This window comes from Methylibium sp. (assembly GCF_965279545.1).
GTDB lineage: Bacteria > Pseudomonadota > Gammaproteobacteria > Burkholderiales > Burkholderiaceae_C > Methylibium.
Genome location: NZ_OZ257250.1, coordinates 3,465,241 through 3,490,800, shown reverse-complemented (window position 1 = coordinate 3,490,800; position 25,560 = coordinate 3,465,241). Strand labels below are relative to the sequence as shown.

Sequence of the window (25,560 nt, the reverse complement as noted above, 5' to 3'; positions counted from 1 at the left end):
ATCGCGCGCATGCTGCCCCGCCACCACGACCCCATCGTTGCCATCGCCACCGCACCGGGACGCGGCGCGGTCGGCATCGTGCGGGTGTCGGGCCGCGGGCTCGGTGCGCTGATCGAGGCCCTGTGCGGCCGCGCGCTGGAGCCGCGTCATGCGCACTACGGTCCGTTCCTGGATGCCCAGGGCGAGGCCATCGACCAGGGCCTGGCGCTGCATTTCCCGGCGCCGCACAGCTACACCGGCGAGGACGTGCTGGAGCTGCAGGCCCACGGCGGGCCGGTGCTGCTGCAGCTGCTGCTGGCGCGCTGCCTGGAGGCCGCCGCGCAGCCCGACGCGCGCAGCGGCCGGCCGCGGCTGGGCGGCTTGCGGGTGGCCGAGCCGGGCGAGTTCACCGAGCGCGCCTTCCTCAACGACAAGCTCGACCTGGCCCAGGCCGAGGCGGTGGCCGACCTGATCGACGCCAGCACCGAGGCGGCGGCCCGTTCGGCCGGCCGTGCGCTGGCCGGCGCGTTCTCGCAGCAGGTCGACCTGCTGCGCGACCGGCTGATCGAGCTGCGCATGCTGGTCGAGGCCACGCTCGATTTTCCCGAGGAGGAGATCGACTTCCTGGAAAAGGCCGACGCGCGGGGCCGCCTGTCGCGCATCGCCGAGGCGCTGGACGCGGTGCGTGCGCGTGCGCGCCAGGGCGCGCTGCTGCGCGAGGGTCTGCGGGTCGTGCTGGCCGGCCAGCCCAACGTCGGCAAGAGCTCGCTGCTGAACGCGCTGGCCGGCGCCGAGCTGGCGATCGTCACGCCGATCGCCGGCACCACGCGCGACAAGGTCGCCGAAACGATCCAGATCGAAGGTGTGCCGCTGCACGTGATCGACACCGCCGGCCTGCGCGCCGAGGGCGAAGCGCGTGACGAGGTCGAGCGCATCGGCATGCAGCGCAGCTGGGGCGCGATCGGCGAAGCCGATGCGGTGATCTTCCTGCACGACCTCACGCGTGCCGGCGAGCCGGGCTACGACGCGGCCGAGCGCGACATCGCCGCACGCCTGCCGGCCGGCGTGAGCGTGCTCGACGTGCACAACAAGGCCGATGCCGCCGCCGCGCAGGCGGCGGCGCTGCCGAGGGATGCGCTGCGGCTGTCGGCGCGCACCGGCGAAGGCCTCGAGGCGCTGCGCCACCGGCTGCTGCAACTGGCCGGCTGGCAAGCCGGCAGCGAAGGCGTGTTCATTGCACGCACACGGCACCTGCAGGCCCTGCAGGCGACCGCCGAACACCTGGCCCGGGCGCAGCAACTCGCGGCACGCGCCGACGCCGCGCTCGACCTGCTGGCCGAGGAGCTGCGGCTGGCGCACGATGCGCTCGGCCTGATCACCGGCCGCTACACGCCGGACGACCTGCTGGGCGAGATCTTCGGCAGGTTCTGCATCGGAAAGTGACGCAAGTCACGCTCGGCACCGCCGACCTCCCCGAAGCGCGCGTTTGGCTTGTGCGGCCGACCTGCCGATAATCGATGCAAGCAACAGCCCACCGAAGAAGACCCAGCCATGACGACCGACGAACTGCTCCAGGCGATCCAATCGCTGAACGCCGAAGACGCGTTCCGCCCGCGCCTGGACCCGCAGCAATGGCGCACCTTCCTGCAGTACCTGACGCGCCACGAAATCCGCTCGGGAGAGCTGCTGCTGAAACAGGGCGAACAGGACCGCACGCTGTACTTCCTGGGCCAGGGCTCGCTGCAGGTCTATGCGACCGGCGGCACGAACAAGATCGCGATCCTGCGGCCCGGCGCGATGTGCGGCGAGCCCGGCCTGTTCGCAGACGGCGAGCGCACGGCCTCGGTCGAGGCCATGACACCGAGCGTGGTATGGGCACTGCGCCTGCCGCGCTTCGAGGAGCTGTGCGCGCGCGTGCCGGTGATCGCGCTGGAAGTCCTGCGTGCGGCGGGCTCGGTCATGGCGCTGCGCATGCGGGCGAATATCTCCCGTCAGACGCCGATCACATAGCGGGATCGCTGCGCGCGGAAACTTCGACAAGGGCCGCTTTCGCGGCCCTTGTTCTTGCTGCACGGCGATGGCCGCTTGCAGGCGCTCAGTGCCCCTCGAACGAAACCAGGGTGAACAGTTTCAGGCCCGCGGCGCGCAGCTTCGCGGCGCCGCCCAGCTCGGGCAGGTCGACGATGGCCGCGCCTTCGATCACCGTCGCGCCGAGTCGCTCGAGCAGGCGCTTGCCGGCCATCATGGTGCCGCCGGTGGCGATCAGGTCGTCGATCAGCAGCACGCGGTCGCCGGGCTGTACCGCGTCGGTGTGGATCTCGACCGCGGCCGAGCCGTACTCGAGCTCGTAGCTTTCCGCGACGGTGGTGTAGGGCAGCTTGCCCTTCTTGCGGATCGGCACGAAGCCGATGCCCAGTTCGTAGGCCAGTACCGAGCCGATGATGAAGCCGCGCGCGTCCAGCCCGGCCACGGCCCCTGGGCGCTGGTCGAAGTAGCGGTGCACGAACTGGTCGATCAGCACGCGAAACACTCTTGGGTTCTGCAGCAGCGGCGTGATGTCGCGGAACTGCACGCCCGGCTCCGGCCAGTCGGGCACGGTGCGGATGGTCTGGCGGATCAGGGCGCGGTCGTCCATGGCGGCGGGCGCGCTCGGCGGCGCGGTTCTCGGCGGAGCAGGGGTCATTATCGGCAGCACGGCGCGGGCGGCGGTGCCGTGGCGCATCGCCCGGTCAGCCTCTGAGCAGTCGCGCCTCGGCGCGGGCCAGCGTCTCGGGCCGGCCCGACAGCACCAGCGTGTCGCCGGCGGCGAGCATGAGCGCGTCGTCCGGGTGCACGACGTTCCCGCGGGCGCGGCGCAGCGACACGAGTTGCACCTCCAGCTCGGCGAGCGCCTGCTGGCCGACGGTCTGACCGAGGCTGGCGCTGCTCTCGGACAGCGTGAAGCTCTGCAGCCGCCGCTGCTGCAGTTCCTCGACGGTGTCGTCGTCGGCGCCGTGGAAGTAGCCGCGCAGCAGGCCGTAGCGCGCATCGCGCTGGTCCTGCACCACGCGGATCACGCGCCGCATCGGCACGCCGACCAGCGCCAGCACGTGTGAGGCCATCATCAGGGAGCCCTCGATGGCCTCCGGCACGACCTCGGTCGCGCCGGCGGCCTGCAGCGGTTCGAGGTCGCTGTCGTCGAGGGTGCGCACGATCACGGGCACGGTGGGCGCGTGTTCGCGAACCAGGCGCAGGATCCTCAGCGCGGACGGCGTGTCGTGGTAGCTGATGACCACCGCCGTCGCGCGTGCCAGGCCGGCGGCCATCAGGCTCTGCAGCCGCGCGGCGTCGCCGAACACCACGTTCTGGCCGGCGGCGGCGGCCTGGCGCACCCGGTCGGGGTCGAGGTCGAGCGCCATGTAGGGGATGTGCTCGGAACTCAGCAGCTGCGCGAGGTTCTGGCCGCTGCGGCCGTAGCCGCAGATGATCACGTGCGCTTCGGCATGGATCGCGCGCGTGGCGATGCTGGTCAGCGCGACCGACTGCAGCAGCCAGTCGCTGGCCGCGAGCCGCATCACGATGCGGTTGCTGTAGAGGATCAGCAGCGGCGTGGCCAGCATCGACAGCACCATCGATGCCAGCACCGGGCTTTGCAGGCGGACAGGCAGCAGGTTGTTCTGCGTGGCCAGCGCCAGCAGCACGAAGCCGAACTCGCCGGCCTGCGCCAGGTAGAGGCCGGTGCGCAGCGCGACCCCCGCGGGCGCGCCGAAGACGCGCGCCAGCAGCGTGACGAGGCCGAACTTGAACAGCACCGGCAGCACCGTCAGCGCGGCCACCACCGCCCACTGGTCCGAGATCGCGCGCCAGTCGAGCTTCATGCCGATGGTGACGAAGAACAGGCCGAGCAGCACGTCGTGGAAGGGCCGGATGTCGGTCTCGACCTGGTGCTTGTATTCGGTCTCGGCGATCAGCATGCCGGCGATGAAGGCGCCGAGTGCCAGCGACAGCCCGGCGTGCTCGGTGAGCCAGGCCAGGCCCAGCGTGACGAGCAGCAGGTTCAGGATGAACAGCTCCTCGCTGCGCCCGCGCGCCACCAGCGTGAGCCACCAGCGCATCACCCGCTGCCCACCGACCAGCAGCAGCGTGAGCAGGACGGCGGCCTTGAGTGCGGCGAACAGCAGCGCCCGGGTCATGTCGCCAGCCGAGTCGCCGAGGGCCGGGATCAGCACCAGCAGCGGCACGACGGCCAGATCCTGGAACAGCAGCACGCCCATGACGCGGCGCCCGTGCGGCGACTCGAGCTCGATGCGCTCGGCCATCAGCTTGACGACGATCGCCGTGCTGCTCATCGCGAGCGCCGCACCCAGCGCCACCGCGTTCTGCCAGCCCAGGCCCCAGGGCTTGCCGGCGAGCGCAAGGCACCAGGCGAGCAGCGCGTTGCCGGCCACCGCGGCGAGCATGGTCAGCGAGACCTGCGAGAAGCCCAGTCCGAACACCAGCGTGCGCATGCTGCGCAGCTTGGGCAGGTTGAACTCCAGCCCGATCACGAACATCAGGAAGACGACACCGAACTCGGCCAGGTACTGCACACCGGCCGAGTCGCGCGCGAACGCCAGCGCGTTCGGACCGATCAGCACGCCGGCAGCCAGGTAGCCGAGCATCGGCGGCAGTTTCAGCGACCGGCAGGTCGCCACGCTGAGGACCGCGGCAACGAGGTAGAGCAGGGCGAGTTCGAGGGAAGTGGCCATCCGGTGGGGGCTTGCAGGATCGGTGCCGCGGCCGAATGCCGGAGCAGGAGGCGGCGCCTAGAATCGTCCGATGCTACCCAAGGCCCCGTGGCGCGAGCCCGGGGCACACCCTGTGACCCAGACCCCGTCCTATTCCCCGCAACGCAGTGTCGAGATGGGCGCGCAGGCGCTGGCGGTCGAGGCCCAGGCGCTGAGCGCACTGCAGCAGCGCATCGCCGGCACGATGGCCGATGCGTTCGCGAAAGCTGTTGCTTCGATGCTGGACTGCCGCGGCCGCGTGGTCGTGATGGGCATGGGCAAGAGCGGACACGTGGGGCGCAAGATCGCCGCGACCCTGGCCTCGACCGGCACGCCGGCGATGTTCGTGCACCCGGGCGAAGCCAGCCATGGCGACCTGGGCATGGTGACCGCGGCCGATGTCGTGCTGGCGATCTCGAACTCCGGTGAAAGCGACGAGCTCGCCGCGATCCTGCCGGTGCTCAAGCGCCTGGGCGTGATGCTGATCGCGATCACCGGCCGGGCCGACTCCAACCTCGCGCGCCATGCCGAGCTGGTGCTCGACAGCGCCGTCGAGCAGGAGGCCTGCCCGCTGAACCTGGCGCCGACCGCCAGCACCACCGCACAGATGGCACTGGGTGACGCGCTCGCGGTCGCGCTGCTCGATGCGCGCGGCTTCAAGGAAGAAGATTTCGCCCGCTCGCACCCGGGCGGCTCGCTGGGCCGCAAGCTGCTGACCCATGTGCGCGACGTGATGCGCGGCGGCGAGGCGGTGCCGTGCGTGGCGCCCGGCACCGCGTTCACCGAACTGATGCGCGAGATGAGTGCCAAGGGACTGGGCGCCACCGCGATCGTCGACGGCGCCGACCGGGTGCTGGGCATCTTCACCGATGGCGACCTGCGCCGGCTGGTCGAGAAGGGCGGCGACCTGCGCGCGCTGACGGCCGCCGACGTGATGCACCCGGCGCCGCGCACGGTGCGCGATGACGCCCTGGCGGTCGATGCGGCCGACCTGATGGAGGCGCACCGCATCACCAGCGTGCTGGTGGTCGATGCGCAGGGCATGCTGGTCGGTGCGCTGAACATCAACGACCTGCTGCGCGCGAAGGTCATCTGATGCGCGACGAGGGCCTGCGCGAACTCCGGGCAACGCTGCGCTTCGCGCCGGCCCTGCTGCTGAAGGCGCAGGGCATGCGGGCCGCCCTCTTCGACGTGGACGGCGTGCTGACCGATGGCCGGCTCTACATCGGCGAGCACGGCGAGACCGTCAAGGCCTTCAACTCGCTCGACGGCCACGGCCTGAAGCTGCTGGCGCAAGGCGGCATCGCGCCACTGGTGATCACGGGACGCGATTCGCCGGCGGTGCGCCGGCGCGTGGCCGACCTCGGCATCGCGCACGCGGTCTACGGGGCACGCGACAAGCTCGCTGCCGCGACGGCACTGCTCGGTGCGCTCGGCCTCGACTGGCCGCAGGTCGCCGCGATCGGCGACGACTGGCCTGACCTGCCGCTGCTGGTGCGCGCCGGCTTCGCGGCAGCCCCGGCCAACGCGCACGGCGAGGTGCGTGCGCTGGTCGATCACGTCACGGCGGCGGCGGGCGGCCACGGTGCGGCGCGCGAGTTCTGCGATGTGCTGCTCGTTGCCAGTGGCCGCTACGCCGACCTGCTGCAGGGGCATCTGACCACGCTGGACGGTGGCACCCCGGCTGCGCCGCCATGACCGATCGTGGCGACAGCCCCGAGCCGCCATTCAGCGAACTGTTGCCGCTCGTGCCGCAGGGCGGGGCCGGTGGCAGGATCCAGGGCCCCTGGACCGCGCGGCTGCTGGACCAGTTGCTGCGCTACCTGCCGGTGCTGCTGATGAGCGTGCTCGCGGCCCTGAGCTGGTGGCTGGTGAAGAACACGCCGGTCCCGGGCGGCGCACAGGCCGTGGCGCCGCTGCGCCACGAGCCGGACTACACGATGCGGGGCTTTGCGGTCGTGAGCTACGGGGCGGGTGGGCAGCTGCGGTCGCGGCTCGAAGGCGACGTGATGCAGCACTTTCCGGACACCGACACGATCGAAGTCGAGGGCGTGCGCCTGCGCGCGGTCGACGAAACGGGTCGCGTCACGCTGGGCAGCGCGCGGCAGGCGCTGAGCAATGGCGATGCCACACAGGTGCGGCTCACCGGCGGCGCCCGCGTGGTCCGCGAGCCGGGCCCGGGCGAGGGGCCGGGTGCGCGCATCGAGATCCGCGGCGAGTTTCTGGAGCTCTTCACCGAGACCGAGCGCGTGCGCTCGCACCTCCCGGTCACCATGCTCACCGGTCGCGGCGAGCTGCGCGCCGGCAGCCTCGACTACAACCATCTCGACCGCATCGGTCAGCTGAGCGGCCGTGTGACCGGCGAGCTGCGGCCGACGCCGTGAGCCCGCCGCTGGTCTTCATCACCGGCGCCTCCAGCGGCATCGGCCGGGCGCTGGCCGCGCGTTTCGCACGTGCCGGCTACCGCCTGGCACTGGTGGCGCGCCGCGCCGGCGAGATCGAGGACTGGTGCCGTGCCCAGGGCTGGCCGGCGCAGCGGTGGGTCGCCTACGCGGCCGACGTGCGCGACGTGGCGAGCATCACGGCCGCGGGCCGCGATTGTCTGCAGCGCCTGGGCCTGCCCGACGTCGTGGTCGCCAACGCGGGCATCAGCATCGGCGTCGATACCGCGGAGTACGAGGATCTGGAAGTGATCCGCGCCACGTTCGAGACCAACAACCTTGGCATGGCCGCGACTTTCCAGCCTTTCCTGAAGGCCCTGCGCGAACGCGGTGAACGCGGTGAACGCGCGGGGCCGGCTGCACGGGTGGGAACGCTGGTCGGCATCGCCAGCGTTGCCGCGATCCGCGGCTTGCCCGGCCATGGTGCCTACTGTGCGAGCAAGGCCGGCGTGGTGAGCTACTGCGAGAGCCTGCGCGGCGAATGCCGGCCGTTCGGCGTGAAGGTCGTGACCTTGCTGCCCGGCTATGTGGCGACGCCGCTCACCGCAAGCAACCGCTACGGCATGCCCTTCCTGATGACACCCGAAGCATTCGCCGAGCGCGCCTTCGCGGCGATCCAGTCCGGGGTCAGCTACCGGGTGATCCCCTGGCAGATGGGTGTGGCCGCCAAGCTGCTGCGCCTGCTGCCGAACGCGCTGCTGGACCGGTTGCTCGCCGGTCGCGCACGCAAGAAGCGCCGAGGCGAATAGACCGCACGTCGCCAAAAACAAAGGCGGTGGGCCGAAGCGCCACCGCCTTGTGCGATCACGAGCCAGCGTCAACCGGCTCGCGAGCTTGCTTCAGTAGCCGCCGCGGCCACCACCGCCACCGCCGTAGCCACCACCACCGCCGCTGCGGCCACCACCGCCGCCGCCGTAGCCGCCACCACCGCCGCTGCGGCCACCACCGCCACCGCCGTAGCCACCACCACCGCCGCTGCGGCCACCGCCGCCACCGCCGTAGCCACCACCACCAGCTCCGCCGGCGCCACCACCACCGCCGTAGCCGCCACCACCACCGCCGCCGCCGCCATAGGGGCCGCGGAAGCCGCCCGGCCGCTCTTCACGGGGACGGGCCTCGTTCACGACGATGGCGCGGCCGGCCAGGGACTGGCCGTTCATGCCTTCGACGGCAGCCTGGGCTTCGGCATCGGTGCCCATCTCGACGAAGCCGAAGCCCTTCGAGCGGCCGGTATCGCGGTCCATCATGACCTTGGCCGAAGTGACGCTGCCAAATTCGCCAAACGCCTGTTGAAGGTCGTCGTCACGCACACTGTAGGCAAGGTTGCCTACATACAGCTTGTTGCCCATGGGAGAGCGCCTTTCTTCCTCTGAAAACCGGTACAGCGGTACCGAACAATATGTGGAGCCTCAACCCGCCGGAACCGATCCAGAGAAGGCGCCGCATCCAAACACGAAATCCCATTATGGGTGAAGAGGGGACTTTCGGTGAAATGGGCCTCTGGAGTGTTGTATCGGAGTCGATCGGTCGCGGTGCTGTCTGCAGGTCTCCAACGGTCCCTCACCGAGGGGTGCCACGGGCGGCGATCGACAAGCGATTGATCGCGGCCTGAGAATCCCGCGATGGACCTGAAACCTTTGATCGCGCTCCTGGCAATCGTGAATCCGATCGGCGCGATCCCCTTCTTCATCAGTTTCACCACCGGATTCAACCGTCAGCAGCGTCAGCACACGATTCGCGTCAGTGCGTTCAGCGCGTTCGTCGTGATTGCGGTCAGTGCGCTGGCGGGACTGAAGATCATCGAGTTCTTCGGCATCAGCATCGCCTCCTTCCAGGTGGGCGGCGGCACGCTGCTGCTGATCAGCTCGCTGCAGATGCTCAACGCCCAGCCGGCCGATACCAGCAAGGAAGACGTGAGCGAAGGCACCGAGAAGGCCGATGCCGGCGCCAGCATCGCGGTCGTGCCGCTGACGATCCCGCTGCTGACCGGCCCGGCGACCATCTCGACGATGGTCATCTACGCGGAGCGCACGCGCCACTGGTGGCAGCTGGGTACGCTGGTGCTCTACGGCGTCGTGATCGGCGCCGCGGTCTACCTGGCCTTCATGGCTTCGAGCCGCATCGCCCGGGTGCTGGGCAAGACCGGCATCAACGTGATGACGCGGCTGATGGGCCTGATCCTGGCGGCGATGGCGGTGGAGATCATGGCCGAGGGACTGGCCAAGCTGTTTCCGGTGCTGGCCTCGGCGATCCCGCGATGAGCGCGGCGCCGTGTTTCGATTACGTCGTCATCGGCGCCGGGACCGCCGGCTGTCTGCTGGCCAACCGGCTGAGCGCCGACCCGACCAAGCGCGTGCTGCTGCTGGAGGCCGGCGGTAGCGACGACTACCACTGGATCCACATCCCGGTCGGCTACTTGCGCTGCATCGGCAACCCGCGCACCGACTGGCTCTACGAGACCGAGCCCGATCCGGGCCTGAACGGCCGCTCGTTGCGCTATCCGCGCGGCAAGGTCCTGGGGGGCTGTTCCAGCATCAACGGCATGATCTACATGCGCGGGCAGTCGCGCGACTACGACCATTGGGCGGACCTCTGCCAGGACGAGAGCTGGCGCTGGAACGAGTGCCTGCCGGTGTTCAAGCGGCACGAAGACCATCACGCCGGCGCCGACGAGATGCACGGCGCGGGCGGCGAATGGCGTGTGGAGAAGCAGCGCCTGCGCTGGGAGGTGCTCGAGGCCTTTGCGCAGGCTGCGCAGCAGGCCGGCATCCCGGCGAGCGCCGACTTCAACCGGGGCAACAACGAGGGCGTCGGGTACTTCGAGGTCAATCAGCGCGCCGGCTTGCGCTGGAACACGGCCAAGGCTTTCCTGCGGCCGACCTGCTACGGGCGGCCGAACTTCGAAATGTGGACCGGCGTGCAAGTCACCCGGTTGCTGCTCGAGCGCGCAGCCGGCGGCGCCTTGCGCTGCACCGGCTGCGAGGTGCAGACGCCGCACGGCATCGAGATCGTGAAGGCGAGCGCGGAGGTGCTGCTCAGTGCCGGGGCGGTGGGTTCGCCGCAGATCCTTCAACTCTCCGGTCTCGGGCCGCCGGCACTGCTGAAGCAGTTCGGCCTCGACGTGCAGCACGAACTGCCCGGCGTCGGCGAGAACCTGCAAGACCACCTGCAGATCCGCGCCGTGTTCAGCCTGCAGGGCGTACCCACCTTGAACACCCTGTCCGCGTCCTGGTGGGGCAAGGCGCGCATCGCGCTCGAATATGCGCTCCGGCGCACCGGGCCGATGAGCATGGCGCCGTCGCAGCTCGGTGCCTTCACGCGTTCGTCGCCCGAGCAAGTCTGGCCGAACCTCGAATACCACGTGCAGCCGCTGAGCCTAGAGGCCTTCGGTGAGCCGCTGCACCGCTACGACGCGTTCACGGCCAGTGTCTGCAACCTGAACCCGACCAGCCGCGGCTCGGTCCGCATCGCCAGCCCGCGCTTCGAGGACGCTCCGGCCATTGCGCCGCGCTACCTGTCGACGCCTGCGGACCGCCAGGTCGCGGCCGACAGCCTGCGCGTGACGCGGCGCATCGCCGCGCAGCCGGCGCTGGCCAGGTACCGGCCCGAGGAGATCAAGCCCGGCGCGCAGTTCCAGAGCGATGCCGAGCTGGCGCGGCTGGCCGGCGATATCGGCACGACGATCTTTCACCCGGTCGGCACCTGCAGGATGGGGCGCGCTGATGACCCCGACGCCGTGGTCGACGCGCGACTGCGGGTGCGCGGGGTGGCCGGTCTGAGGGTGGTCGACGCGAGTGTGATGCCGACCATCACGAGCGGCAACACGAACAGTCCGACGTTGATGATCGCGGAGAAGGCGGCACAGTGGATCTGCGCCGACCACGCTCATCGGGGCTGAAAGGCCAGACACGAGGCCGGCGTCGACGACCCAGCGGGCCGGTCTTCAAGCTGTGCCGCCGCACCAACATGCTGCGGTAAACCCCGATGCGGTGCGCTTGGACGCTACCTATAGTGCGCTCACTCGCGGCGGGCTTTGCCCGTCAGGCGGGGGATCGAGGAGACAAGCGAAGACAGTGGCGGAGTGGACGACCGCCAGCATGCAAGAAACGAAGAACGCGGGCCCATCCGCTTCGCGTCAAGAGCGCCGGTACCCCCGGCGCTCTTTTATTTGTGCTTCGCTCGCGTCGGTCCGGCGGCCGGGTACCCGGTTGCGGGGCATGATCCGCGGCGGCCGTTCCCGCCCGCCCCAGCCGGCCGCATGCCCTCCGGTTCTTCATGATCGACCTTGTCGCCGTCACCCTCGCCTCGTTGTTCGCCGGCTTTGTCGATGCCATCGTCGGGGGCGGCGGGTTGATCCTGGTGCCGGCGCTGTTCGGTGTGTTCCCGAGCGCGGCGCCGGCCACGCTGTTCGGTACCAACAAGGGCGCCGCGATCTGGGGGACGGCCTGGGCCTCGGTCCAGTACGCAAAGCGGGTTGCGCTGGCCTGGCATGCCTTGCTGCCCGCCGCAGCGGCGGCGCTGGCCGGCAGCCTCGCCGGCGCCTGGACGGTGACGCTGGTGCCGGCCGACGGCTTGCGGCGTGCCCTGCCCTTCGTGCTGCTCGGGGTGCTGCTGTACACGCTGGCCCGAAAGGACCTGGGCCGCGTGCACCGGCCGCGGCACAGCGGCCGCCGCGAAGCGGTCTGGGCGTCGGGGATCGGCGCCGTGATCGGTGTCTACGACGGCTTCTTCGGTCCGGGCACCGGCAGCTTCTTCGTGTTCCTGTTCGTGCGCCTGCTCGGCTACGACTTCCTGCATGCCAGCGCCAGCGCCAAGCTGCTGAATACGGCGACCAATCTCGCCGCGCTCGCGGCCTTTGCGTGGACCGGGCATGTGTGGTGGCACATCGCCGCCGTGATGGCGGTCGCCAATGTGATGGGCAGCCTGCTCGGCACGCGGCTCGCCCTGCGGCACGGTGCCGGCTTCGTGCGCGGCGTCTTCATCCTCGTGGTCGCGGGCCTCATTGCGAAGACGGCCTACGACGCGTTCCTGCGCTGAGCACGGTGCGCCGGTGCCTCACGCAGAATCGCGGCGCATGAGATGCCGATTCATCCGCGTGGTGGTGTGCCTTTGCGCCCTGTGGCTCGCCGGGGCGGCGGGCGCGGCCGGCAGGCCTGGCGACGCCGGCGATGCCGCGCCCGCGCCTTGCCGCGTCAAGGGCTTGAAGCACGAGGTGCTGTGCGGCAGCGTGACGCGGGCCTTGAACCCCGCGCAGGCGGCGGGACCCACGATCGCGGTGCACTACGTCCTCGTGCCGGCCGCGGCGCGCTACAAGTTGGCCGACCCGGTCTTCTTCTTTGCCGGCGGACCCGGACAGAGCGCGATCGCACTGGCCGGTACCGTGCTGCCGCTGTTCCAGCGACTGAACAACCGGCGCGATCTGGTGTTCATCGATCAGCGCGGGACCGGCCGCTCCGCGCCGCTGGCATGCGACAGCGACGACGGGCTGCCGCTGGTGCAGCGGGTCGACGCCGAGCGGGCCATCCAGCGGCTTTCGGCCTGTCTGGCCACGCTGCGCGCGCTGCCGCATGGCGACCTGCGCCAGTACACGACGAGCATTGCCATGGCCGATGCCGACGCGGTGCGTGCGGCGCTGGGTGCCCCGCAGGTCAACCTCGTGGGCGGCTCGTACGGCACGCGAGCGGCGCTCGACTATCTGCGGCAGTTTCCGAACCGCGTACGCCGGATGGTGATCGATGGGGTCGTGCCACCGGACATGGACCTGCCCGTGAGCATGGGGCAGGATGTCCAGGCCGCTCTCGACCAGTTGTTCGCCGATTGCGAGCGGGAGCCAGCCTGCCAGGCGCGCCATCCGCAGCTGCGCGCGCACTGGCGCGGCCTGCTGGCCGCGCTACCACAGGCCGCGAGCGTGATCGACCCCCTGGACGGCCGGCCGGCCGGCGTGACGATCACGCCCGACCTGCTGGCCTCTGCCGTGCGCGGGCCCTTGTACGCACCGGGGCTCGCGGCGGCGCTGCCGTTCGCAATCGATGAGGCCGCCGCGGGCCGCTACTCGGCGCTGGTCGGCCTGGCCGGGGGGCCGGGAGGCGGCACGCGGGCGACGCGACTCTTCGAAGGCATGCACTTCTCGGTGGTCTGCGCGGAAGACCGGAGGGGCCTTTCCGGCGAGTCCCCACCGGCCGGACTGGCCGCCGTCTACCTCAGGCCCTACGTGACGCTGTGCCGGGACTGGCCGCGCGGCAACGTGCCGCCGGCGTTCTACAGCCTGCCGGTGAGTCCGGCGCCGGTGCTGGCTTTCAGCGGCACGCTCGATCCCGTGACGCCGCCCCGTCACGGCGAGCGCGTCGTGAAGGCCCTGGGGGCCAAGGCGCGCCACGTCGTCGTGCCGAATGCCGGCCACGGCGTGATGGCGATCGGCTGCGCGCGCGAGGTGGTGCACCGCTTCATCGACGCCGAGACCGAAGCACAGGCACTGGCCGCGGATGCCACTTGCCTGGTGCGGCTGCCGCGGCCGCCGGCCTTCGAGCCGCCACGGCCCGAACTCGCCTCCCCCGGGGTTGCACGGTGATTCGCGTCGAGTCGCTGCAGAAACGGTTCGCGGCACCGCCCGGCAGGTGGTTCTCGGGCGCCGGGGCGGCACCGGTGGTCGCGGTAGAGCAGGTCGGTTTCGCCGCCGCCAACGGCCGTATCACCGGGCTGCTGGGCCCCAACGGCGCCGGCAAGACGACGACGCTGCGCATGGTGGCCGGGCTGATCGCACCCGACGCCGGCACGATCGACGTCGATGGCATCGATGTGCTGCGCGAGCCTCGGCGGGCGCTGCGCCGCATGGGCGTGCTGAGCGATGCGCGTGGACTCTACCCGCGTCTGACGGCGCGCGAGAACATCGTCTACTACGCGGCCTTGCACGGCCTGGGGCGCGACGCTGCGCAGGCACGTGCCGAAGCCCTCGCCGAGACGCTGGACATGGCGCCGCTGCTGGACCGCCGCACCGAGGGCTTCAGCCAGGGCGAGCGGATGAAGACGGCGCTGGCGCGCGCGCTGGTTCACGACCCGGCCAACATCATCCTCGACGAGCCGACCAACGGGCTCGACGTGCTGGCCACCCGCGCGCTGCGCGAGGCGCTCAAGCACTTGTGCGGCGCCGCCGGAGGCGGCAAGTGCATCGTGCTGTCGAGCCACATCATGCAGGAGGTGGAGCGCTTGTGCGACGAGGTGGTCATCGTCGCCCACGGGTGCACCGTGGCGGCGGGCACGGTGGCGCAGCTCTGCGAGCAAACCGGTGAGCGCGACTTCGAAGAGGCCTTCGTGAAGCTGGCGTTCGCGCAAGAGCATGGGGTTCGTGCATGAAGCGCCGTCGTCGCGGGCCCGCGCCCCTGGCCGGTGCCAGTGCGGTGTTCTTCAAGGAGATCGTCGACGCCTTGCGCGACCGGCGCACGCTGGCGACGGTGCTGCTCAGTTCGGTGCTGATGGGTCCGCTGGTGCTGGTGTTGCTGTCGGGCCTGGTCGCGTCGCTGGAGTCGCGGGCCGAGCAGCGCCTGGTGGTGGCGCAGGGGATCGACCACGCGCCGACGCTGCGCAACTTCTTCGAGCGACAGACCTTTCGCGTCGAGCCGGCGCCGCCTGACTACGAGGCGCGACTGCGCGATGCGCGGCTGGGCGAACCGGTGCTGGTGATCGGCGAGGATTTCGAGCGCCGACTGGCGGCCGGCGAGGCACCCGAGGTGCTGCTGGTCAGTGACAGCAGCAACCGGCAGGCCGAGACCGGCACCGGCCGGCTGGTGCGGCTGCTCGATGCATTCAACCGCGAGCGCGGCGCGCTCGTGCTGGCCGTGCGCGGCGTGCCCGGCGCACTGCTGCAGCCGCTCGACGTCGAGGAGCGCGACCTGGCGAGCTCGCGCAGCCGCGCCGCGCAGTTCACGGGCTTGTTGCCCTTCTTCGTGATCATGGCAGTGCTCTATGGTGCGCTGAACGCGGCGCTCGACACGACGGCCGGCGAGCGCGAGCGCGGCTCGCTCGAGCCCTTGCTGACCAACCCGGCAGCGCCGCTGGCGCTGGTGATCGGCAAGTGGGGTGCCGTTGCTGCAGTGAGCATGCTGATCGCACTGCTCAGTGTGCTGAGTTTCCTGCCCGCGCAGTGGCTGATCCGCAGCGAGACGCTGCGCTCCCTGTTCCTGTTCGGTCCGCGCGAGGCGCTGGGTTTCCTCGTTGTGCTGTTGCCGCTGGCGGCGTCGCTGTCGGCCGTGATGATGGCCGTGGCGATCCGTTGCAGGAGCTTCAAGGAGGCGCAGGCCAACAACACCGTGGTCATCCTGGCGGTGTCGCTGCTGCCGTTGCTGGCGCTCTTCAACCAGGGCGGGGAGAAGCCCTGGTTCGTGTGGTTGCCGGCACTGGCGCAGCACACGCTGATGAACCGGGTGTTGCGCGGCCAGACCTTGTCCATCATGGACGTGGCCGCGCCGCTGGCGGTGAGCGCGCTGTTGACGGGCCTGTGCCTGGGTTTCATCGCGCGCCGGCTGCGGGTGGCGGCGGTCCGCTGAAGTTCGTGCGCCGGGCTGGTGCGGCATCATCGGTCGCGATGGAAAAGCCTCTTGCCCCCTCGATCATCTGGCGCTGTGCGCGTCTGAACGAACTGTCGCCACTCGAACTGCAGCGCATCCATATCGCACGCCAGCAGGTGTTCGCGGTCGAGCAGAACTGCGTGTTCCAGGATGCCGACGAAGTCGACGAGCGCTCGGCCCACCTCGCCGCCTGGCGCGAGGGCGGTGTGTTGCTCGGCTATGCGCGCATCGTCGATCCCGGCGTGAAGTACGGCGAGCCGTCGATCGGCCGGGTGCTGACGACGGCCGGCGCACGTGGAACCGGTGTGGGCCGGGCCCTGGTGCAGCGAGCCGTGGCGTACGCGGCGCTGTCGTTCCCCGGGCAGGGCCTTCGCATTTCGGCCCAGCTGCGGCTGGAGCCGTTCTATGCGGAGGTCGGCTTCGGCCGTGTCGGCGAGCCCTACCTCGAAGACGACATGCCGCACATCGAGATGCTGCGCGGCGGCTGAGCGGAGCCCCTGGCCGTGAGCGTCACGTGCGCCAAGTGACCGCGCCCACGGACAGCGACTTCGAAGTGAAGCCGGTGAACGGGATTTGCGGTCGCTGCGGTTGATGCAGCATTTGCTCGAGCACGCGACCCACCTCGACTTGCCAGGGCAGGCGGTGCACGAGCCTGTTCAGATGCGGCGCCACTTCATACGCAGTCAGCACCTCGCCTTCGGAGCCGAGCAGGCGCAGGTTGGTGGTCATCATCATCGGGTCTGCGATGGCGACGATGCCTTCGGCAACCTCGATCCAATCCCACGAAATGCCGGCGGCGCTGTCGCCTGCGCGACCGCCCCACACCGTCTGACCCATGCTGGGCCAATCCGTGCTCAGTCGAGTCGACACATGCGTGCCAAGGTGCACAAAGTGCAGCGGCGCATCGCGGCCGGGCTGCCACAATGCAGGCGGCCACGCGCTAACGGTCCATGCAGGAATCATGATAAGAACGGGCTCTCGCCCGGCAACGGCTTCAGAGAGGGGAAGTGTGTGGATCGTGGCGGTGATTGGCAGCTGTAAACCTTGTCAGGGACGTCCGTACGGAACGACGGAACATCGATTCCTTCACGGAGCGGGATTGACAACACAGGAATAGACAACGGGATGCTGCAAGGCAGCTATCAATCGGTGCTCGAGGCGCGCAACCGCGATGAATTTCGCGGGGAGGTCGTTCGTTTTGCGAAGCTGCTGGGCTTCGAGACGGTCTCGGCCATCACGGTGGTGGACCATCCTGTGGGCGGGACGGAGTTCGTTGCCATCGACAACGCGCCGGATGCATTCCGTGATGAGATAGAAAGTCCGCAAAGCATGCGCTTGGATCCGGTGATGCAGCACTGCAAGCGCCAAAGCGTGCCGATCATCTGGGATCAGAACACCTACGTTTCCGCCGGCCAAGGGGCGATGTGGGAAGCGCAGGCCCGTTTCGGCTTCCGCACCGGCATCTGTCTGGCCTTGCACATGCCCGAAGGGCGTCACTTCGTGATCGGCGTGGACCGTGACCAGGCCTTGCCCAAGGACCGTGGCGAGGTGACGCGCGTCGTTGCCGACCTGCAGCTGTTCGCCGTGCATGCGCAAGACACGGCGATGCGAGTGCTGGTGCCGGAGCGTCTGCAACTCGAGCGGCCGAAGTTGACGCCACGGGAGCTGGACGGCCTGCGCTGGACGATGGACGGCAAGACGGCCTGGGAGGTGGGCGCGATCATGGGCATTTCCGAACGCACGGCGGTGCTGCACATCAGCAATGCCATGCACAAACTGGCATGCACGAACAAGCATCAGGCGGTGCTGAAGGCGCTGCGGCTGGGCCTGCTTCGCTGAGGGTGAGGTTTCTGCGCCTGGGGTTTTCCCTCCACCCTGTAAGAGTTGCCAGTACCCCTTGATCGTGGGGGCTGTTTCAATCTGGTCAGCCCGCCGCTTCGGCGGCGTCTCTAGGCCAGTCAGGAGCAGTCATGCACGTCGTCCGCCAATTCACCGAACGTTTCAGCAATGTCAAGGCAGCCAAGCGCGCCGAGCAGAAGGTGGCGCCCCAGCCCGCTCCGCAACCGCTGGACGCGAGCCAGTTGCGCCAGGTCGGTGGTGGCCTCAAGGTGCCTGCGCCGAAGAACGGTTGGTGATGGCTGTCGCTGGCGGCGCCCCGACGCCGTCGCCAGCGCACGAGAAGTAACCGTCGGGTCCGCTCTGGCAGCAGACCGCTGAGCCATGCCGTCGCCTCTCTTTCGTTCTGAAGCGGTCGAGGCTCACCGGCAAGCGTGGTTGGGCGGCATCCAGCTGATCCGCCCCTTGTCCTTGTCGTTGCTCACGGCTTGTGCAGTGGTTGCTGCAGCGATGGTGATCGCTTACTTGTGTCTTGGCGAGTACACGCGCAAGGCACGGGTTTCCGGTGTGCTGGTGCCCGATCAGGGCGTGATCCGGCTGCTGCCGCCGGAGGCGGCGATCGTGCTCAAGCGCCATGCGCTCGAGGGCCAGTCCGTCCGGCGCGGCGACGTTCTGTTTGTCTTGTCCGTCGACCGTTCGATCACCGGTGGCGACGCTCAGGCGTCGGTGCAGCGCAGCCTTGCCGTCAAGGAGCGCAGTTTGCAGGGGGCAGTGCAGCAGCAGGCGGCCTTGCTCGACGCGCAGCGGGTGGCGCTGGAGCGCCAGATCGCCGACCGGCGCACCGAGTTGGCGCAGTTGCAGGTCGAAACCCAGCTGCACCGGCAGAGGTTGAACCTGGCCGAACAGGCCATGGCCCGACTCGAATCCCTGCGCGCGGAAAACTTCATCTCCTCGGCCCAGGTTCAGGCCAAGTCCGAAGAGGTGCTGGCTGTGCAGGCGCAGTTGCAAGGACTGGAGCGGCAAAGAGCCACTCAGCTGCGCGAGATCGGGGCACTCGAGGTTCAGCGCCGCGAATTGCCTCTGCGGGCGCAGGTCGCAACAGGTGAACTCGAGCGCGACCTCGCCACTGTGGCCAAGGAGGCGGCAGAGACCGAGGCGCGTCAGCGCATCGTCGTGCGCGCTCCGTCGGATGGCGTGCTCGGTGCGGTCCTGGCCGACCCGGGGCAGGCGGTTTCGCCCGCAGCGGCGCTTGCCAGCCTGGTCCCGGCCGACGCACGGCTGCAGGCCCACCTGTATGCACCGTCGAGTGCGCTCGGTTTCGTAAGACCGGAGCAGGCGGTGCTGCTGCGCTACGAGGCCTACCCGTACCAGAAGTTCGGCCATCAAACGGGCCAGGTGCTGCAGGTGTCGCGCACGCCACTGCAGGCCGCCGAGTTGGCCGGCGTGCCGCTGGCCGGTGTGGCCAACTACTCCACCGTCAGCGGCGAGCCGCTGTATCGCATCACCGTGGCACTGGACCGGCAGAGCGTGCCGGCCTACGGACAGCTCCAGGCGCTGTCGGCCGGCATGCAGCTGGAAGCCGACGTGCAACTCGACCGCCGCCGGCTGATCGAGTGGCTGTTCGAGCCCCTGCTCGGGCTCACCGGCCGCGTGGCGGCCGGTCGCAGCTGAGGGTGCGCGGTTCCATGCTGAGCGCCTTGCGCATGGGCTTCGGGGCCTCGCGCTTGCCGATGATCCTGCAGACCGAGGCGGCGGAGTGCGGTCTCGCTTGCCTCGCGATGGTGGCCTCGCACCACGGCCACCGCAGCGACCTGCCGACCTTGCGCCAGCGCTTCTCGCTGTCGCTGAAAGGCGTGACGCTGGCCGATCTGGTGGCCATGGCGGGGCAGTTGCGGCTCAACGCGCGGCCTCTGCGCGCAGAACTCGAGCACCTGTCCCAGTTGCAGCTGCCCTGCATCCTGCACTGGGATCTGAATCACTTCGTGGTCCTGGCGAAAGTGAGGCGCGGGGTCGCGGTCATCCACGACCCCGCGCACGGCGTGCGGCGCCTGTCGCTGGCCGAAGTGTCGCGCCACTTCACGGGCGTGGTGCTCGAACTGATGCCCGGCACCGGCTTCGAGCCCCGGACCGAACGCCAGCACGTGAGCCTGCGCCAGTTGCTGGGACCCGTCAGGGGCCTGAAGCGCTCGCTGGCGCAGATCTTCGCGCTCGCGCTCGCGCTCGAAGTCTTCATGCTGCTGGCGCCGTTCTTCCTGCAGTGGGTGGTGGATGGTGCGCTGCTCAGCTCGGACCGCGATCTGCTGCTCACGCTGGTGATCGGCTTCGGCCTGCTGGTTCTCCTGCAGGTCGCCACCGGCGCCCTGCGCTCCTGGGCCGTGCTCTACCTGTCGAGCACGCTCAACCTGCAGTGGCTGGGCAATGTGTTCGCACACCTGATGCGCCTGCCGGTCGAGTGGTTCGAGAAGCGTCACGCGGGCGACGTCATGTCACGCTTCGGGGCGATCCAGAAAATCCAGCAGACGCTGACCACCAGCTTCATCGAGGCCGTGCTCGACGGGCTGCTGGTGGTCGCGACGCTGGCGATGATGTGGATCTACAGCGGCACGCTCACGGCGATCGCTCTCGGCGCGGTGACCCTCTATGCGCTGCTGCGCTGGGCGTTCTTCACGCCACTGCGCGACGCGACCGAAGAGGCGATCGTGCACGACGCGAAGCGCTCCACGCACTTCCTCGAATCGCTGCGAGGCGTGCAGGCCATCAAGCTGTTCAACCGTCAGGACGAGCGCCGCGCGCGCTTCATGAATCTGGTGGTCGATGCGATGAACGCCGACATCGCGATCAAGAAGCTCGAGCTCGCCTTCGGTGTGCTCAACAAGCTGGTGTTCGGACTGGAACGCATTGCGGTCGTCGGTGTCGGGGCCTTGCTGGTGATGGACCAGCACTTCACGGTCGGCATGCTGTTCGCGTTCCTGGCGTTCAAGGAGCAGTTCGCCCAACGCGTCAGTGCACTGATCGACAAGGCGATCGAGTTGAAGATGCTGCGGCTGCAGGGCGAGCGGCTGGCCGACATCGTGCTTGCCACGCCGGAGGCCCAGGGCGAAGGGCTGCACATGGCGCGCGACATCGCGCCGCGGATCGAACTGCGCGACGTGAGCTTTCGCTATGCCGACACCGAGCCGGAGGTGCTCAAGGCGTGCAGCCTGAGCGTCGAGCCGGGCGAGTCGGTCGCGATCGTCGGGCCTTCGGGCTGCGGCAAGACCACCTTGCTCAAGCTCATGCTCGGCATCCACGCGCCCGAGACCGGCGAGATCAGTGTCGGTGGTCTGCCGCTGGTGCAACTGGGGCTGACGCGCTGGCGCAGCATGATCGGTACCGTGATGCAGGACGACCAACTGTTCGCTGGCTCGATTGCCGACAACATCGCCTTCTTCGACGCGCAGGCCGATGCCTCCTGGGTCGAGGAGTGTGCTCGGCTGGCCTGCGTGAACGACGAGATCGAGGCGCTGCCGATGGGCTATCACACGCTGATCGGCGACATGGGCGCGAGCCTGTCGGGCGGGCAACGGCAGCGCGTCCTGCTGGCGCGCGCGCTGTACAAGCGACCGCGCATCCTGTTCCTCGACGAGGCGACCAGCGCGCTCGACGTCGAGCGTGAGCGCCAAGTCAACCAGGCCATCCGTGGCCTGAACATCACGCGCGTGATCGTCGCGCACCGGCCCGAGACGATTGCCGCCGCTGCCCGCGTGATCGTGCTGCAGCAGGGCCGCGTCGCGCAGGACTTGCGCAGCGTGGCGAACACGGCGCAATCCGAGCCGGGAATCTGAGCGTACGCCGCAGGCCAGGCGCTCGCTGCCCCGCATGAATCGAAACCCGCAGCGGGGCGCTGCGGCTCTCGGGCACCTTGTGCGCCGGCCCTCGACGACTTTGTTAAGGTACCGGCTGTGATGGAAGACAGCCTGCGTCCCCCTGAGCTCGATCGGCGGTCGGCCCTGTTCCTTGATTTCGACGGTACGCTGGTGCCCATTGCACCCCGCCCCGATCGCATCGAAGTTGGAGCCTGGCTGGTGCCCACCCTGCAGCGCCTGCAAGACGCGCTCGATGGCGCGCTTGCACTCGTGAGCGGTCGTCCGCTGTCCGAACTCGATGCCTGGCTCGCGCCGCTGCGCTTGCCGGCAGCCGGCGTGCACGGCGTCGAGCGGCGCGATGCCGCCGGCCACACGCGCGTGCTCGCGGGCGCACTGCCGGCCGAGCTGGTTCACCGGGTCGAACGACTGGTCGCGCGTTCGCCCGATTTGCGGCTCGAGCACAAGCCGGCGGCGCTGGCATTGCACTACCGCGATGCGCCCCACCTGGGCGACATGTGCGCACGCATGATGCTGGCCGCGGCGCGTCCGCATGCCGACTGGACCGTGCTGATCGGCAAATGCGTCGTGGAGGTCAAGCCACGTGGCGCGACCAAGGCGGACGCGGTGCACGAGTTCCTGACGCATCCGGCTTTTGCGGGGCGCCGGCCGGTGTTCGTCGGTGATGATGCGACCGACGAAGACGGCTTCGCGGCGGTGCAGGCGGTCGGGGGTCTCGGCATCAAGATAGGCGCTGGGCCGAGCGGTGCGCAGTGCCGGCTGAGTGGTCCGGAGGCGGTGCGGGTCTGGCTGCAAGCCGCGCTGCAGCAGTGGTCGTGCCCGCTCCCTCCAACGGGGTGAAATCCCTTGAGCGGCGCGGCATCACTCGAACTGGGTCTGGTCGGCAACTGCGCGATCAGCGCCCTGATCGACCGCGAGGCGCGCATCGTCTGGTGCTGCCTGCCGCGCTTCGACGGCGACCCTGCATTCCACGCGCTGATCGACACACCGGGAGCCTGGCCGGCCGATGGCAGCTGGTGCATCGAGGTCGAGCACTTCGTGCGCAGTGAGCAAGCCTACGACGAGGGCACGGCGATCCTGCGCACACGCCTGTTCGGCGCTGATGGCGACGCGATCGAGATCACCGATTTCGCGCCGCGCTTCCTGAGCCGCGACCGCACATTCCGTCCCGCCATGCTGGTGCGCCGCGTGAGCCCCCTGCACGGTCATCCGCGGGTGCGCATCAGCCTGCGGCCGCGCGCCGACTGGGGACGGATCGCACCCCAGGTCGCGCGCGGCAGCCATCATCTGCGCTATGCCAGTCCGAGCGGTACGCTGAGGCTGACGACCGACGCGCCGATCACTTACATCGAGGACGAGACCTGGTTTTCGCTGGCGGCGCCCCTGAACCTGCTGCTGGGTCCGGACGAAACCCTGGAGCGCGGTGCCGCCGAAGTGGCGCGCGACTTCGAAGAGCAGACCTCGCTCTACTGGCGCACCTGGACCCGCCGGCTGGCCTTGCCGCTGGAGTGGCAGGCGGCCGTCATCCGTGCCGCGATCACGCTGAAACTGTGCCTGTTCGACGAGACCGGCGCGATCGTCGCGGCGATGACCACCAGCATTCCCGAGGCACCGGACAGCGGACGCAACTGGGACTACCGCTATTGCTGGCTGCGCGACGCCTTCTTCGTGGTGCGTGCGCTCAACAGCCTGTCCGAGCTGGAGACGATGGAGGACTATCTGCGCTGGCTGCACAACGTGGTGCGTGACGCACGCGGCGGCTTCATCCAGCCACTGTACGGCCTGGGCCTCGAGAAGGACTTGCCCGAGGAAGAGCTCCATCATCTGCGCGGCTACCGCGGCATGGGCCCGGTGCGCCGCGGCAACCAGGCGCACACGCATGCGCAGCACGATGTGTATGGCAATGTCCTGCTCGGCGCTTCGCAGTCCTTCCACGATTTGCGCCTGTTCCGGCGCGCCGATGCCGACGACTTCGCGCGGCTCGAGGCTGTTGGCGAGCAGGCTTGGCTCGTGCATGACCAGCCCGATGCGGGCATGTGGGAATTGCGCACGCGTGCGCGGGTGCACACTTCGTCGGCGCTGATGTGCTGGGCCGCCTGCGACCGGCTCGGCAAGATCGCCGTCAGTCTGGGTCTGCCCGAGCGCGAGACGCATTGGCGTGGTCGCGCCGAGGTGATCCGCGAGCGCGTGCTGCGTGAGGCGTGGAGCGAGAAGCGTCAGGCCTTCGCCGAAAGCCTGGGCGGCGAAGACCTCGACGCCAGCGTGCTGCTGATGGCCGAGGTGGGCTTCATCGATCCGCGCGATCCGCGTTTCGTCGCGACCGTCGATGCGCTCGAAGCGCACTTGTGCGACGGCCCCTACATGCGCCGCTACGAGGCGGCCGACGACTTCGGCAAACCAGAGACGGCCTTCAACATCTGCGCCTTCTGGCGCATCGATGCGCTGGTGCGCATCGGCCGGCGTGCCCAGGCGCGCGAGATCTTCGAGGCCATGCTGGCGTCGCGCAATGCGCTCGGGCTGCTGTCCGAAGATACCGACGTGAAAACGGGCGAACTGTGGGGCAACTTTCCGCAGACCTATTCGATGGTCGGCGTGATCAACGCCGCGATGCGGCTGTCGGTGCCCTGGGACACGGTGATCTGAGCGCGACCCGGGCACAGGCCATGACGTCGCGGCTGGTGGTGGTGTCCAACCGGATCGGTGATCCGCGCAAAGCCGCTGCCGGGGGTCTGGCGGTCGCGCTCGGCGACTCGCTCGCCGAGACCGGTGGCCTGTGGTTCGGCTGGAGCGGCAAGGTCGTCGAGGGCGGTGCGCGCGGGGAGGGCGAGCTGCACGTGCAGCAAGCAGGCAAGGTGACGCTCGCGACGCTGGACCTTTGCAGTGACGACCACGCGGCCTACTACGCCGGCTATTCGAACCGTGTGCTGTGGCCGGTGTTCCATTACCGGCTCGATCTGGCGCAGTTCGACGATGGCTACTTCGAGGGATACCAGCGCGTCAACCGCCTGTTCGCACACAAGCTGAGCAGCTTGCTGCGCCCGGACGACGTGATCTGGGTGCACGACTACCACCTGATCCCGCTGGCGGCGGAGTTGCGAGCGCTGGGCTGTGGTCAGCGCATCGGTTTCTTCCTGCACATCCCGATGCCGCCGCCGCTGGTGATGGCCGCGATCCCGGCGCACGACTCGCTGATACGCTCGCTGTTCGCGTACGACCTGATCGGGCTGCAGAGCGAGGCCGACGTGGCCCACTTCTCGCGCTATGTCGCCATCGAGGCCGGCGCCGAGCCGCTGGGCAAGGACCACTACCGTGCTTTCGGAAGGCAGGTCTGCGCGCGGGCCTTCCCGATCGGCATCGACGTCGATGAGTTCCTGGCGCTGGCTCAGACGCCGGAATCGATCGAGACGCGCGAGACGCTGCGCAGCCAATACCCTTTGCGACAGCTGTTGATCGGCGTGGACCGGTTGGACTACTCGAAAGGCCTGCCGCAGCGGCTGCGGGCTTTCCATCGATTGCTCGCCGACTACCCCGAGAACCGCAACAGCGCGACCCTGATCCAGGTGGCGACGCCGACGCGCGAAGGCGTGGAGAGCTATGCCGACATTCGCAGCGAACTCGAAGGCCTGTCGGGTCTGATCAATGGCGAGTACGGCGAGCTGGACTGGATGCCGGTGCGCTACATCCATCGCACGTTGGCGCGGCGGCGCCTGCCCGGCCTGTACCGGGCCGGGCGCGTCGCGCTGGTGACGCCCCTGCGTGACGGCATGAACCTGGTCGCCAAGGAGTTCGTCGCGGCGCAGGATCCGCAGGATCCCGGTGTGCTGGTGCTGTCGCGCTTTGCCGGCGCGGCCGAGCAGATGCACGAGGCGCTGCTGGTCAATCCGTACGACATCGGCGCCACGGCCGCGGCGGTGCAACGGGCGCTGCGCATGCCGCTGGCCGAGCGCATCGATCGCCATCAGGTCTTGCTGGCCGGCGTGCGGGAGTACGACGTGCACCGCTGGCGCCGCAACTTCCTGCAAGCGCTGGAGCAGGCCGAGCGCGCACCCGAGTGAGCGCTTGCGGCCGGTGACGCCGGCTGTCTTCGTGATCGATGCGGACGATGGAAGTAGGACCGCCTTCGGCGCACCCTTCC

The 25,560-nt window shown here is 69.4% G+C and carries 24 protein-coding genes; 20 read left to right on the top strand and 4 right to left on the bottom strand.

Annotation, left to right across the window (positions count from 1 at the left end; all coding sequences use genetic code 11):
* Positions 1-9: 9 nt before the first annotated feature.
* Positions 10-1,422: a tRNA uridine-5-carboxymethylaminomethyl(34) synthesis GTPase MnmE gene (gene mnmE, locus ACQY9S_RS16410; protein ID WP_428421080.1), complete on the top strand. Its 1,413-nt coding sequence runs from the start codon at positions 10-12 to the stop codon at positions 1,420-1,422.
* A gap of 108 nt (positions 1,423-1,530) precedes the next feature.
* Positions 1,531-1,989, top strand: a complete 459-nt coding sequence (locus ACQY9S_RS16405) for a cyclic nucleotide-binding domain-containing protein (protein ID WP_428421078.1) — start codon at positions 1,531-1,533, stop codon at positions 1,987-1,989.
* An 85-nt stretch (positions 1,990-2,074) separates the two neighbouring features.
* On the opposite strand, the gene ACQY9S_RS16400 is transcribed toward ACQY9S_RS16405, so the two are convergent.
* The gene (locus ACQY9S_RS16400; RefSeq protein ID WP_428421076.1) at positions 2,075-2,614 is read right to left on the bottom strand and encodes an adenine phosphoribosyltransferase; all 540 of its coding nucleotides are present in this window, start codon (positions 2,612-2,614) and stop codon (positions 2,075-2,077) included.
* Positions 2,615-2,708: 94 nt separating this feature from the next.
* Positions 2,709-4,706 (bottom strand): monovalent cation:proton antiporter-2 (CPA2) family protein, encoded by a 1,998-nt coding sequence (locus tag ACQY9S_RS16395; protein WP_428421075.1) that lies wholly within the window; start codon positions 4,704-4,706, stop codon positions 2,709-2,711.
* A gap of 154 nt (positions 4,707-4,860) precedes the next feature.
* On the opposite strand from ACQY9S_RS16395, the gene ACQY9S_RS16390 reads away from it, so the two are divergent.
* The 4 genes from ACQY9S_RS16390 to ACQY9S_RS16375 are packed head-to-tail and all read left to right on the top strand — an operon-like array spanning position 4,861 to position 7,914.
* Positions 4,861-5,820 carry a KpsF/GutQ family sugar-phosphate isomerase gene (locus ACQY9S_RS16390; RefSeq protein ID WP_428425784.1) on the top strand — a complete coding sequence of 320 codons (960 nt, stop codon included), beginning with the start codon at positions 4,861-4,863 and terminating at the stop codon, positions 5,818-5,820.
* A complete protein-coding gene (locus ACQY9S_RS16385) occupies positions 5,820-6,422 on the top strand; it encodes a KdsC family phosphatase (protein WP_428421074.1) in 603 nt (200 codons plus the stop codon). The genes ACQY9S_RS16390 and ACQY9S_RS16385 overlap by 1 nt, the downstream gene beginning before the upstream one ends.
* Positions 6,419-7,108, top strand: coding sequence for an LPS export ABC transporter periplasmic protein LptC (gene lptC / locus ACQY9S_RS16380; RefSeq protein WP_428421072.1), 690 nt, complete (start codon positions 6,419-6,421; stop codon positions 7,106-7,108). Before ACQY9S_RS16385 ends, lptC begins: the two co-directional genes overlap by 4 nt.
* The gene (locus ACQY9S_RS16375) at positions 7,105-7,914 is read left to right on the top strand and encodes an SDR family oxidoreductase (RefSeq protein ID WP_428421070.1); all 810 of its coding nucleotides are present in this window, start codon (positions 7,105-7,107) and stop codon (positions 7,912-7,914) included. Before lptC ends, ACQY9S_RS16375 begins: the two co-directional genes overlap by 4 nt.
* A 90-nt stretch (positions 7,915-8,004) precedes the next feature.
* On the opposite strand, the gene ACQY9S_RS16370 is transcribed toward ACQY9S_RS16375, so the two are convergent.
* Complete coding sequence (locus ACQY9S_RS16370; protein ID WP_428421069.1) at positions 8,005-8,514, bottom strand: RNA recognition motif domain-containing protein; 510 nt, start codon at positions 8,512-8,514, stop codon at positions 8,005-8,007.
* A gap of 273 nt (positions 8,515-8,787) precedes the next feature.
* Between ACQY9S_RS16370 and ACQY9S_RS16365 the strand changes: the two genes are divergently transcribed.
* From ACQY9S_RS16365 to ACQY9S_RS16335, 7 genes are all read left to right on the top strand, one after another.
* Positions 8,788-9,426, top strand: a complete 639-nt coding sequence (locus ACQY9S_RS16365; protein ID WP_428421068.1) for a MarC family protein — start codon at positions 8,788-8,790, stop codon at positions 9,424-9,426.
* Positions 9,423-11,063 carry a GMC family oxidoreductase gene (locus ACQY9S_RS16360; RefSeq protein ID WP_428421066.1) on the top strand — a complete coding sequence of 547 codons (1,641 nt, stop codon included), beginning with the start codon at positions 9,423-9,425 and terminating at the stop codon, positions 11,061-11,063. Before ACQY9S_RS16365 ends, ACQY9S_RS16360 begins: the two co-directional genes overlap by 4 nt.
* A gap of 377 nt (positions 11,064-11,440) precedes the next feature.
* Positions 11,441-12,202 carry a sulfite exporter TauE/SafE family protein gene (locus ACQY9S_RS16355; RefSeq protein ID WP_428421064.1) on the top strand — a complete coding sequence of 254 codons (762 nt, stop codon included), beginning with the start codon at positions 11,441-11,443 and terminating at the stop codon, positions 12,200-12,202.
* A gap of 37 nt (positions 12,203-12,239) precedes the next feature.
* Entirely contained in the window at positions 12,240-13,733 is a 1,494-nt protein-coding gene (locus ACQY9S_RS16350) for an alpha/beta fold hydrolase (protein WP_428421062.1), read from the top strand.
* Positions 13,730-14,515: an ATP-binding cassette domain-containing protein gene (locus tag ACQY9S_RS16345; protein WP_428421060.1), complete on the top strand. Its 786-nt coding sequence runs from the start codon at positions 13,730-13,732 to the stop codon at positions 14,513-14,515. The genes ACQY9S_RS16350 and ACQY9S_RS16345 overlap by 4 nt, the downstream gene beginning before the upstream one ends.
* Positions 14,512-15,705 carry an ABC transporter permease gene (locus ACQY9S_RS16340; RefSeq protein WP_428421059.1) on the top strand — a complete coding sequence of 398 codons (1,194 nt, stop codon included), beginning with the start codon at positions 14,512-14,514 and terminating at the stop codon, positions 15,703-15,705. The genes ACQY9S_RS16345 and ACQY9S_RS16340 overlap by 4 nt, the downstream gene beginning before the upstream one ends.
* Before the next feature lie 38 nt (positions 15,706-15,743).
* Positions 15,744-16,214 carry a GNAT family N-acetyltransferase gene (locus ACQY9S_RS16335; protein ID WP_428421057.1) on the top strand — a complete coding sequence of 157 codons (471 nt, stop codon included), beginning with the start codon at positions 15,744-15,746 and terminating at the stop codon, positions 16,212-16,214.
* Between the two features lie 22 nt (positions 16,215-16,236).
* On the opposite strand, the gene ACQY9S_RS16330 is transcribed toward ACQY9S_RS16335, so the two are convergent.
* Positions 16,237-16,689, bottom strand: coding sequence for a hypothetical protein (locus tag ACQY9S_RS16330; protein ID WP_428421055.1), 453 nt, complete (start codon positions 16,687-16,689; stop codon positions 16,237-16,239).
* Between the two features lie 81 nt (positions 16,690-16,770).
* Between ACQY9S_RS16330 and ACQY9S_RS16325 the strand changes: the two genes are divergently transcribed.
* The 7 genes from ACQY9S_RS16325 to ACQY9S_RS16295 all read left to right on the top strand — a co-directional run bounded on the left by ACQY9S_RS16325 (position 16,771) and on the right by ACQY9S_RS16295 (position 25,480).
* Positions 16,771-17,565: a helix-turn-helix transcriptional regulator gene (locus ACQY9S_RS16325; protein WP_428421053.1), complete on the top strand. Its 795-nt coding sequence runs from the start codon at positions 16,771-16,773 to the stop codon at positions 17,563-17,565.
* A gap of 131 nt (positions 17,566-17,696) precedes the next feature.
* Positions 17,697-17,861 carry a hypothetical protein gene (locus ACQY9S_RS16320; protein WP_428421052.1) on the top strand — a complete coding sequence of 55 codons (165 nt, stop codon included), beginning with the start codon at positions 17,697-17,699 and terminating at the stop codon, positions 17,859-17,861.
* A 214-nt stretch (positions 17,862-18,075) separates the two neighbouring features.
* Positions 18,076-19,233, top strand: a complete 1,158-nt coding sequence (locus ACQY9S_RS16315) for an HlyD family efflux transporter periplasmic adaptor subunit (protein ID WP_428421050.1) — start codon at positions 18,076-18,078, stop codon at positions 19,231-19,233.
* Between the two features lie 14 nt (positions 19,234-19,247).
* Positions 19,248-21,386, top strand: a complete 2,139-nt coding sequence (locus tag ACQY9S_RS16310; protein WP_428421048.1) for a peptidase domain-containing ABC transporter — start codon at positions 19,248-19,250, stop codon at positions 21,384-21,386.
* 120 nt (positions 21,387-21,506) lie between these two features.
* Positions 21,507-22,265 (top strand): trehalose-phosphatase, encoded by a 759-nt coding sequence (gene otsB / locus ACQY9S_RS16305; RefSeq protein WP_428421047.1) that lies wholly within the window; start codon positions 21,507-21,509, stop codon positions 22,263-22,265.
* Positions 22,266-22,271: 6 nt separating this feature from the next.
* Complete coding sequence (locus tag ACQY9S_RS16300; RefSeq protein ID WP_428421045.1) at positions 22,272-24,068, top strand: glycoside hydrolase family 15 protein; 1,797 nt, start codon at positions 22,272-22,274, stop codon at positions 24,066-24,068.
* Between the two features lie 20 nt (positions 24,069-24,088).
* On the top strand, positions 24,089-25,480 hold the full coding sequence (locus ACQY9S_RS16295) for an alpha,alpha-trehalose-phosphate synthase (UDP-forming) (protein ID WP_428421044.1): 1,392 nt from the start codon (positions 24,089-24,091) through the stop codon (positions 25,478-25,480).
* Positions 25,481-25,560 lie beyond the last annotated feature (80 nt).

Bases quoted from the DNA above. Each gene is read 5' to 3' on its own strand.
- ACQY9S_RS16370 (WP_428421069.1), bottom strand. From the start codon at position 8,514: ATGGGCAACAAGCTGTATGTAGGCAACCTTGCCTACAGTGTGCGTGAC.
- ACQY9S_RS16330 (WP_428421055.1), bottom strand. From the start codon at position 16,689: ATGATTCCTGCATGGACCGTTAGCGCGTGGCCGCCTGCATTGTGGCAG.
- ACQY9S_RS16395 (WP_428421075.1), bottom strand. From the start codon at position 4,706: ATGGCCACTTCCCTCGAACTCGCCCTGCTCTACCTCGTTGCCGCGGTC.
- ACQY9S_RS16340 (WP_428421059.1), top strand. From the start codon at position 14,512: ATGAAGCGCCGTCGTCGCGGGCCCGCGCCCCTGGCCGGTGCCAGTGCG.
- ACQY9S_RS16350 (WP_428421062.1), top strand. From the start codon at position 12,240: ATGAGATGCCGATTCATCCGCGTGGTGGTGTGCCTTTGCGCCCTGTGG.
- ACQY9S_RS16355 (WP_428421064.1), top strand. From the start codon at position 11,441: ATGATCGACCTTGTCGCCGTCACCCTCGCCTCGTTGTTCGCCGGCTTT.
- ACQY9S_RS16385 (WP_428421074.1), top strand. From the start codon at position 5,820: ATGCGCGACGAGGGCCTGCGCGAACTCCGGGCAACGCTGCGCTTCGCG.
- ACQY9S_RS16335 (WP_428421057.1), top strand. From the start codon at position 15,744: ATGGAAAAGCCTCTTGCCCCCTCGATCATCTGGCGCTGTGCGCGTCTG.
- ACQY9S_RS16400 (WP_428421076.1), bottom strand. From the start codon at position 2,614: ATGGACGACCGCGCCCTGATCCGCCAGACCATCCGCACCGTGCCCGAC.
- lptC (WP_428421072.1), top strand. From the start codon at position 6,419: ATGACCGATCGTGGCGACAGCCCCGAGCCGCCATTCAGCGAACTGTTG.
- ACQY9S_RS16390 (WP_428425784.1), top strand. From the start codon at position 4,861: ATGGGCGCGCAGGCGCTGGCGGTCGAGGCCCAGGCGCTGAGCGCACTG.
- ACQY9S_RS16310 (WP_428421048.1), top strand. From the start codon at position 19,248: ATGCTGAGCGCCTTGCGCATGGGCTTCGGGGCCTCGCGCTTGCCGATG.
- ACQY9S_RS16405 (WP_428421078.1), top strand. From the start codon at position 1,531: ATGACGACCGACGAACTGCTCCAGGCGATCCAATCGCTGAACGCCGAA.
- ACQY9S_RS16295 (WP_428421044.1), top strand. From the start codon at position 24,089: ATGACGTCGCGGCTGGTGGTGGTGTCCAACCGGATCGGTGATCCGCGC.
- ACQY9S_RS16320 (WP_428421052.1), top strand. From the start codon at position 17,697: ATGCACGTCGTCCGCCAATTCACCGAACGTTTCAGCAATGTCAAGGCA.
- ACQY9S_RS16360 (WP_428421066.1), top strand. From the start codon at position 9,423: ATGAGCGCGGCGCCGTGTTTCGATTACGTCGTCATCGGCGCCGGGACC.
- mnmE (WP_428421080.1), top strand. From the start codon at position 10: ATGCTGCCCCGCCACCACGACCCCATCGTTGCCATCGCCACCGCACCG.
- ACQY9S_RS16365 (WP_428421068.1), top strand. From the start codon at position 8,788: ATGGACCTGAAACCTTTGATCGCGCTCCTGGCAATCGTGAATCCGATC.
- otsB (WP_428421047.1), top strand. From the start codon at position 21,507: ATGGAAGACAGCCTGCGTCCCCCTGAGCTCGATCGGCGGTCGGCCCTG.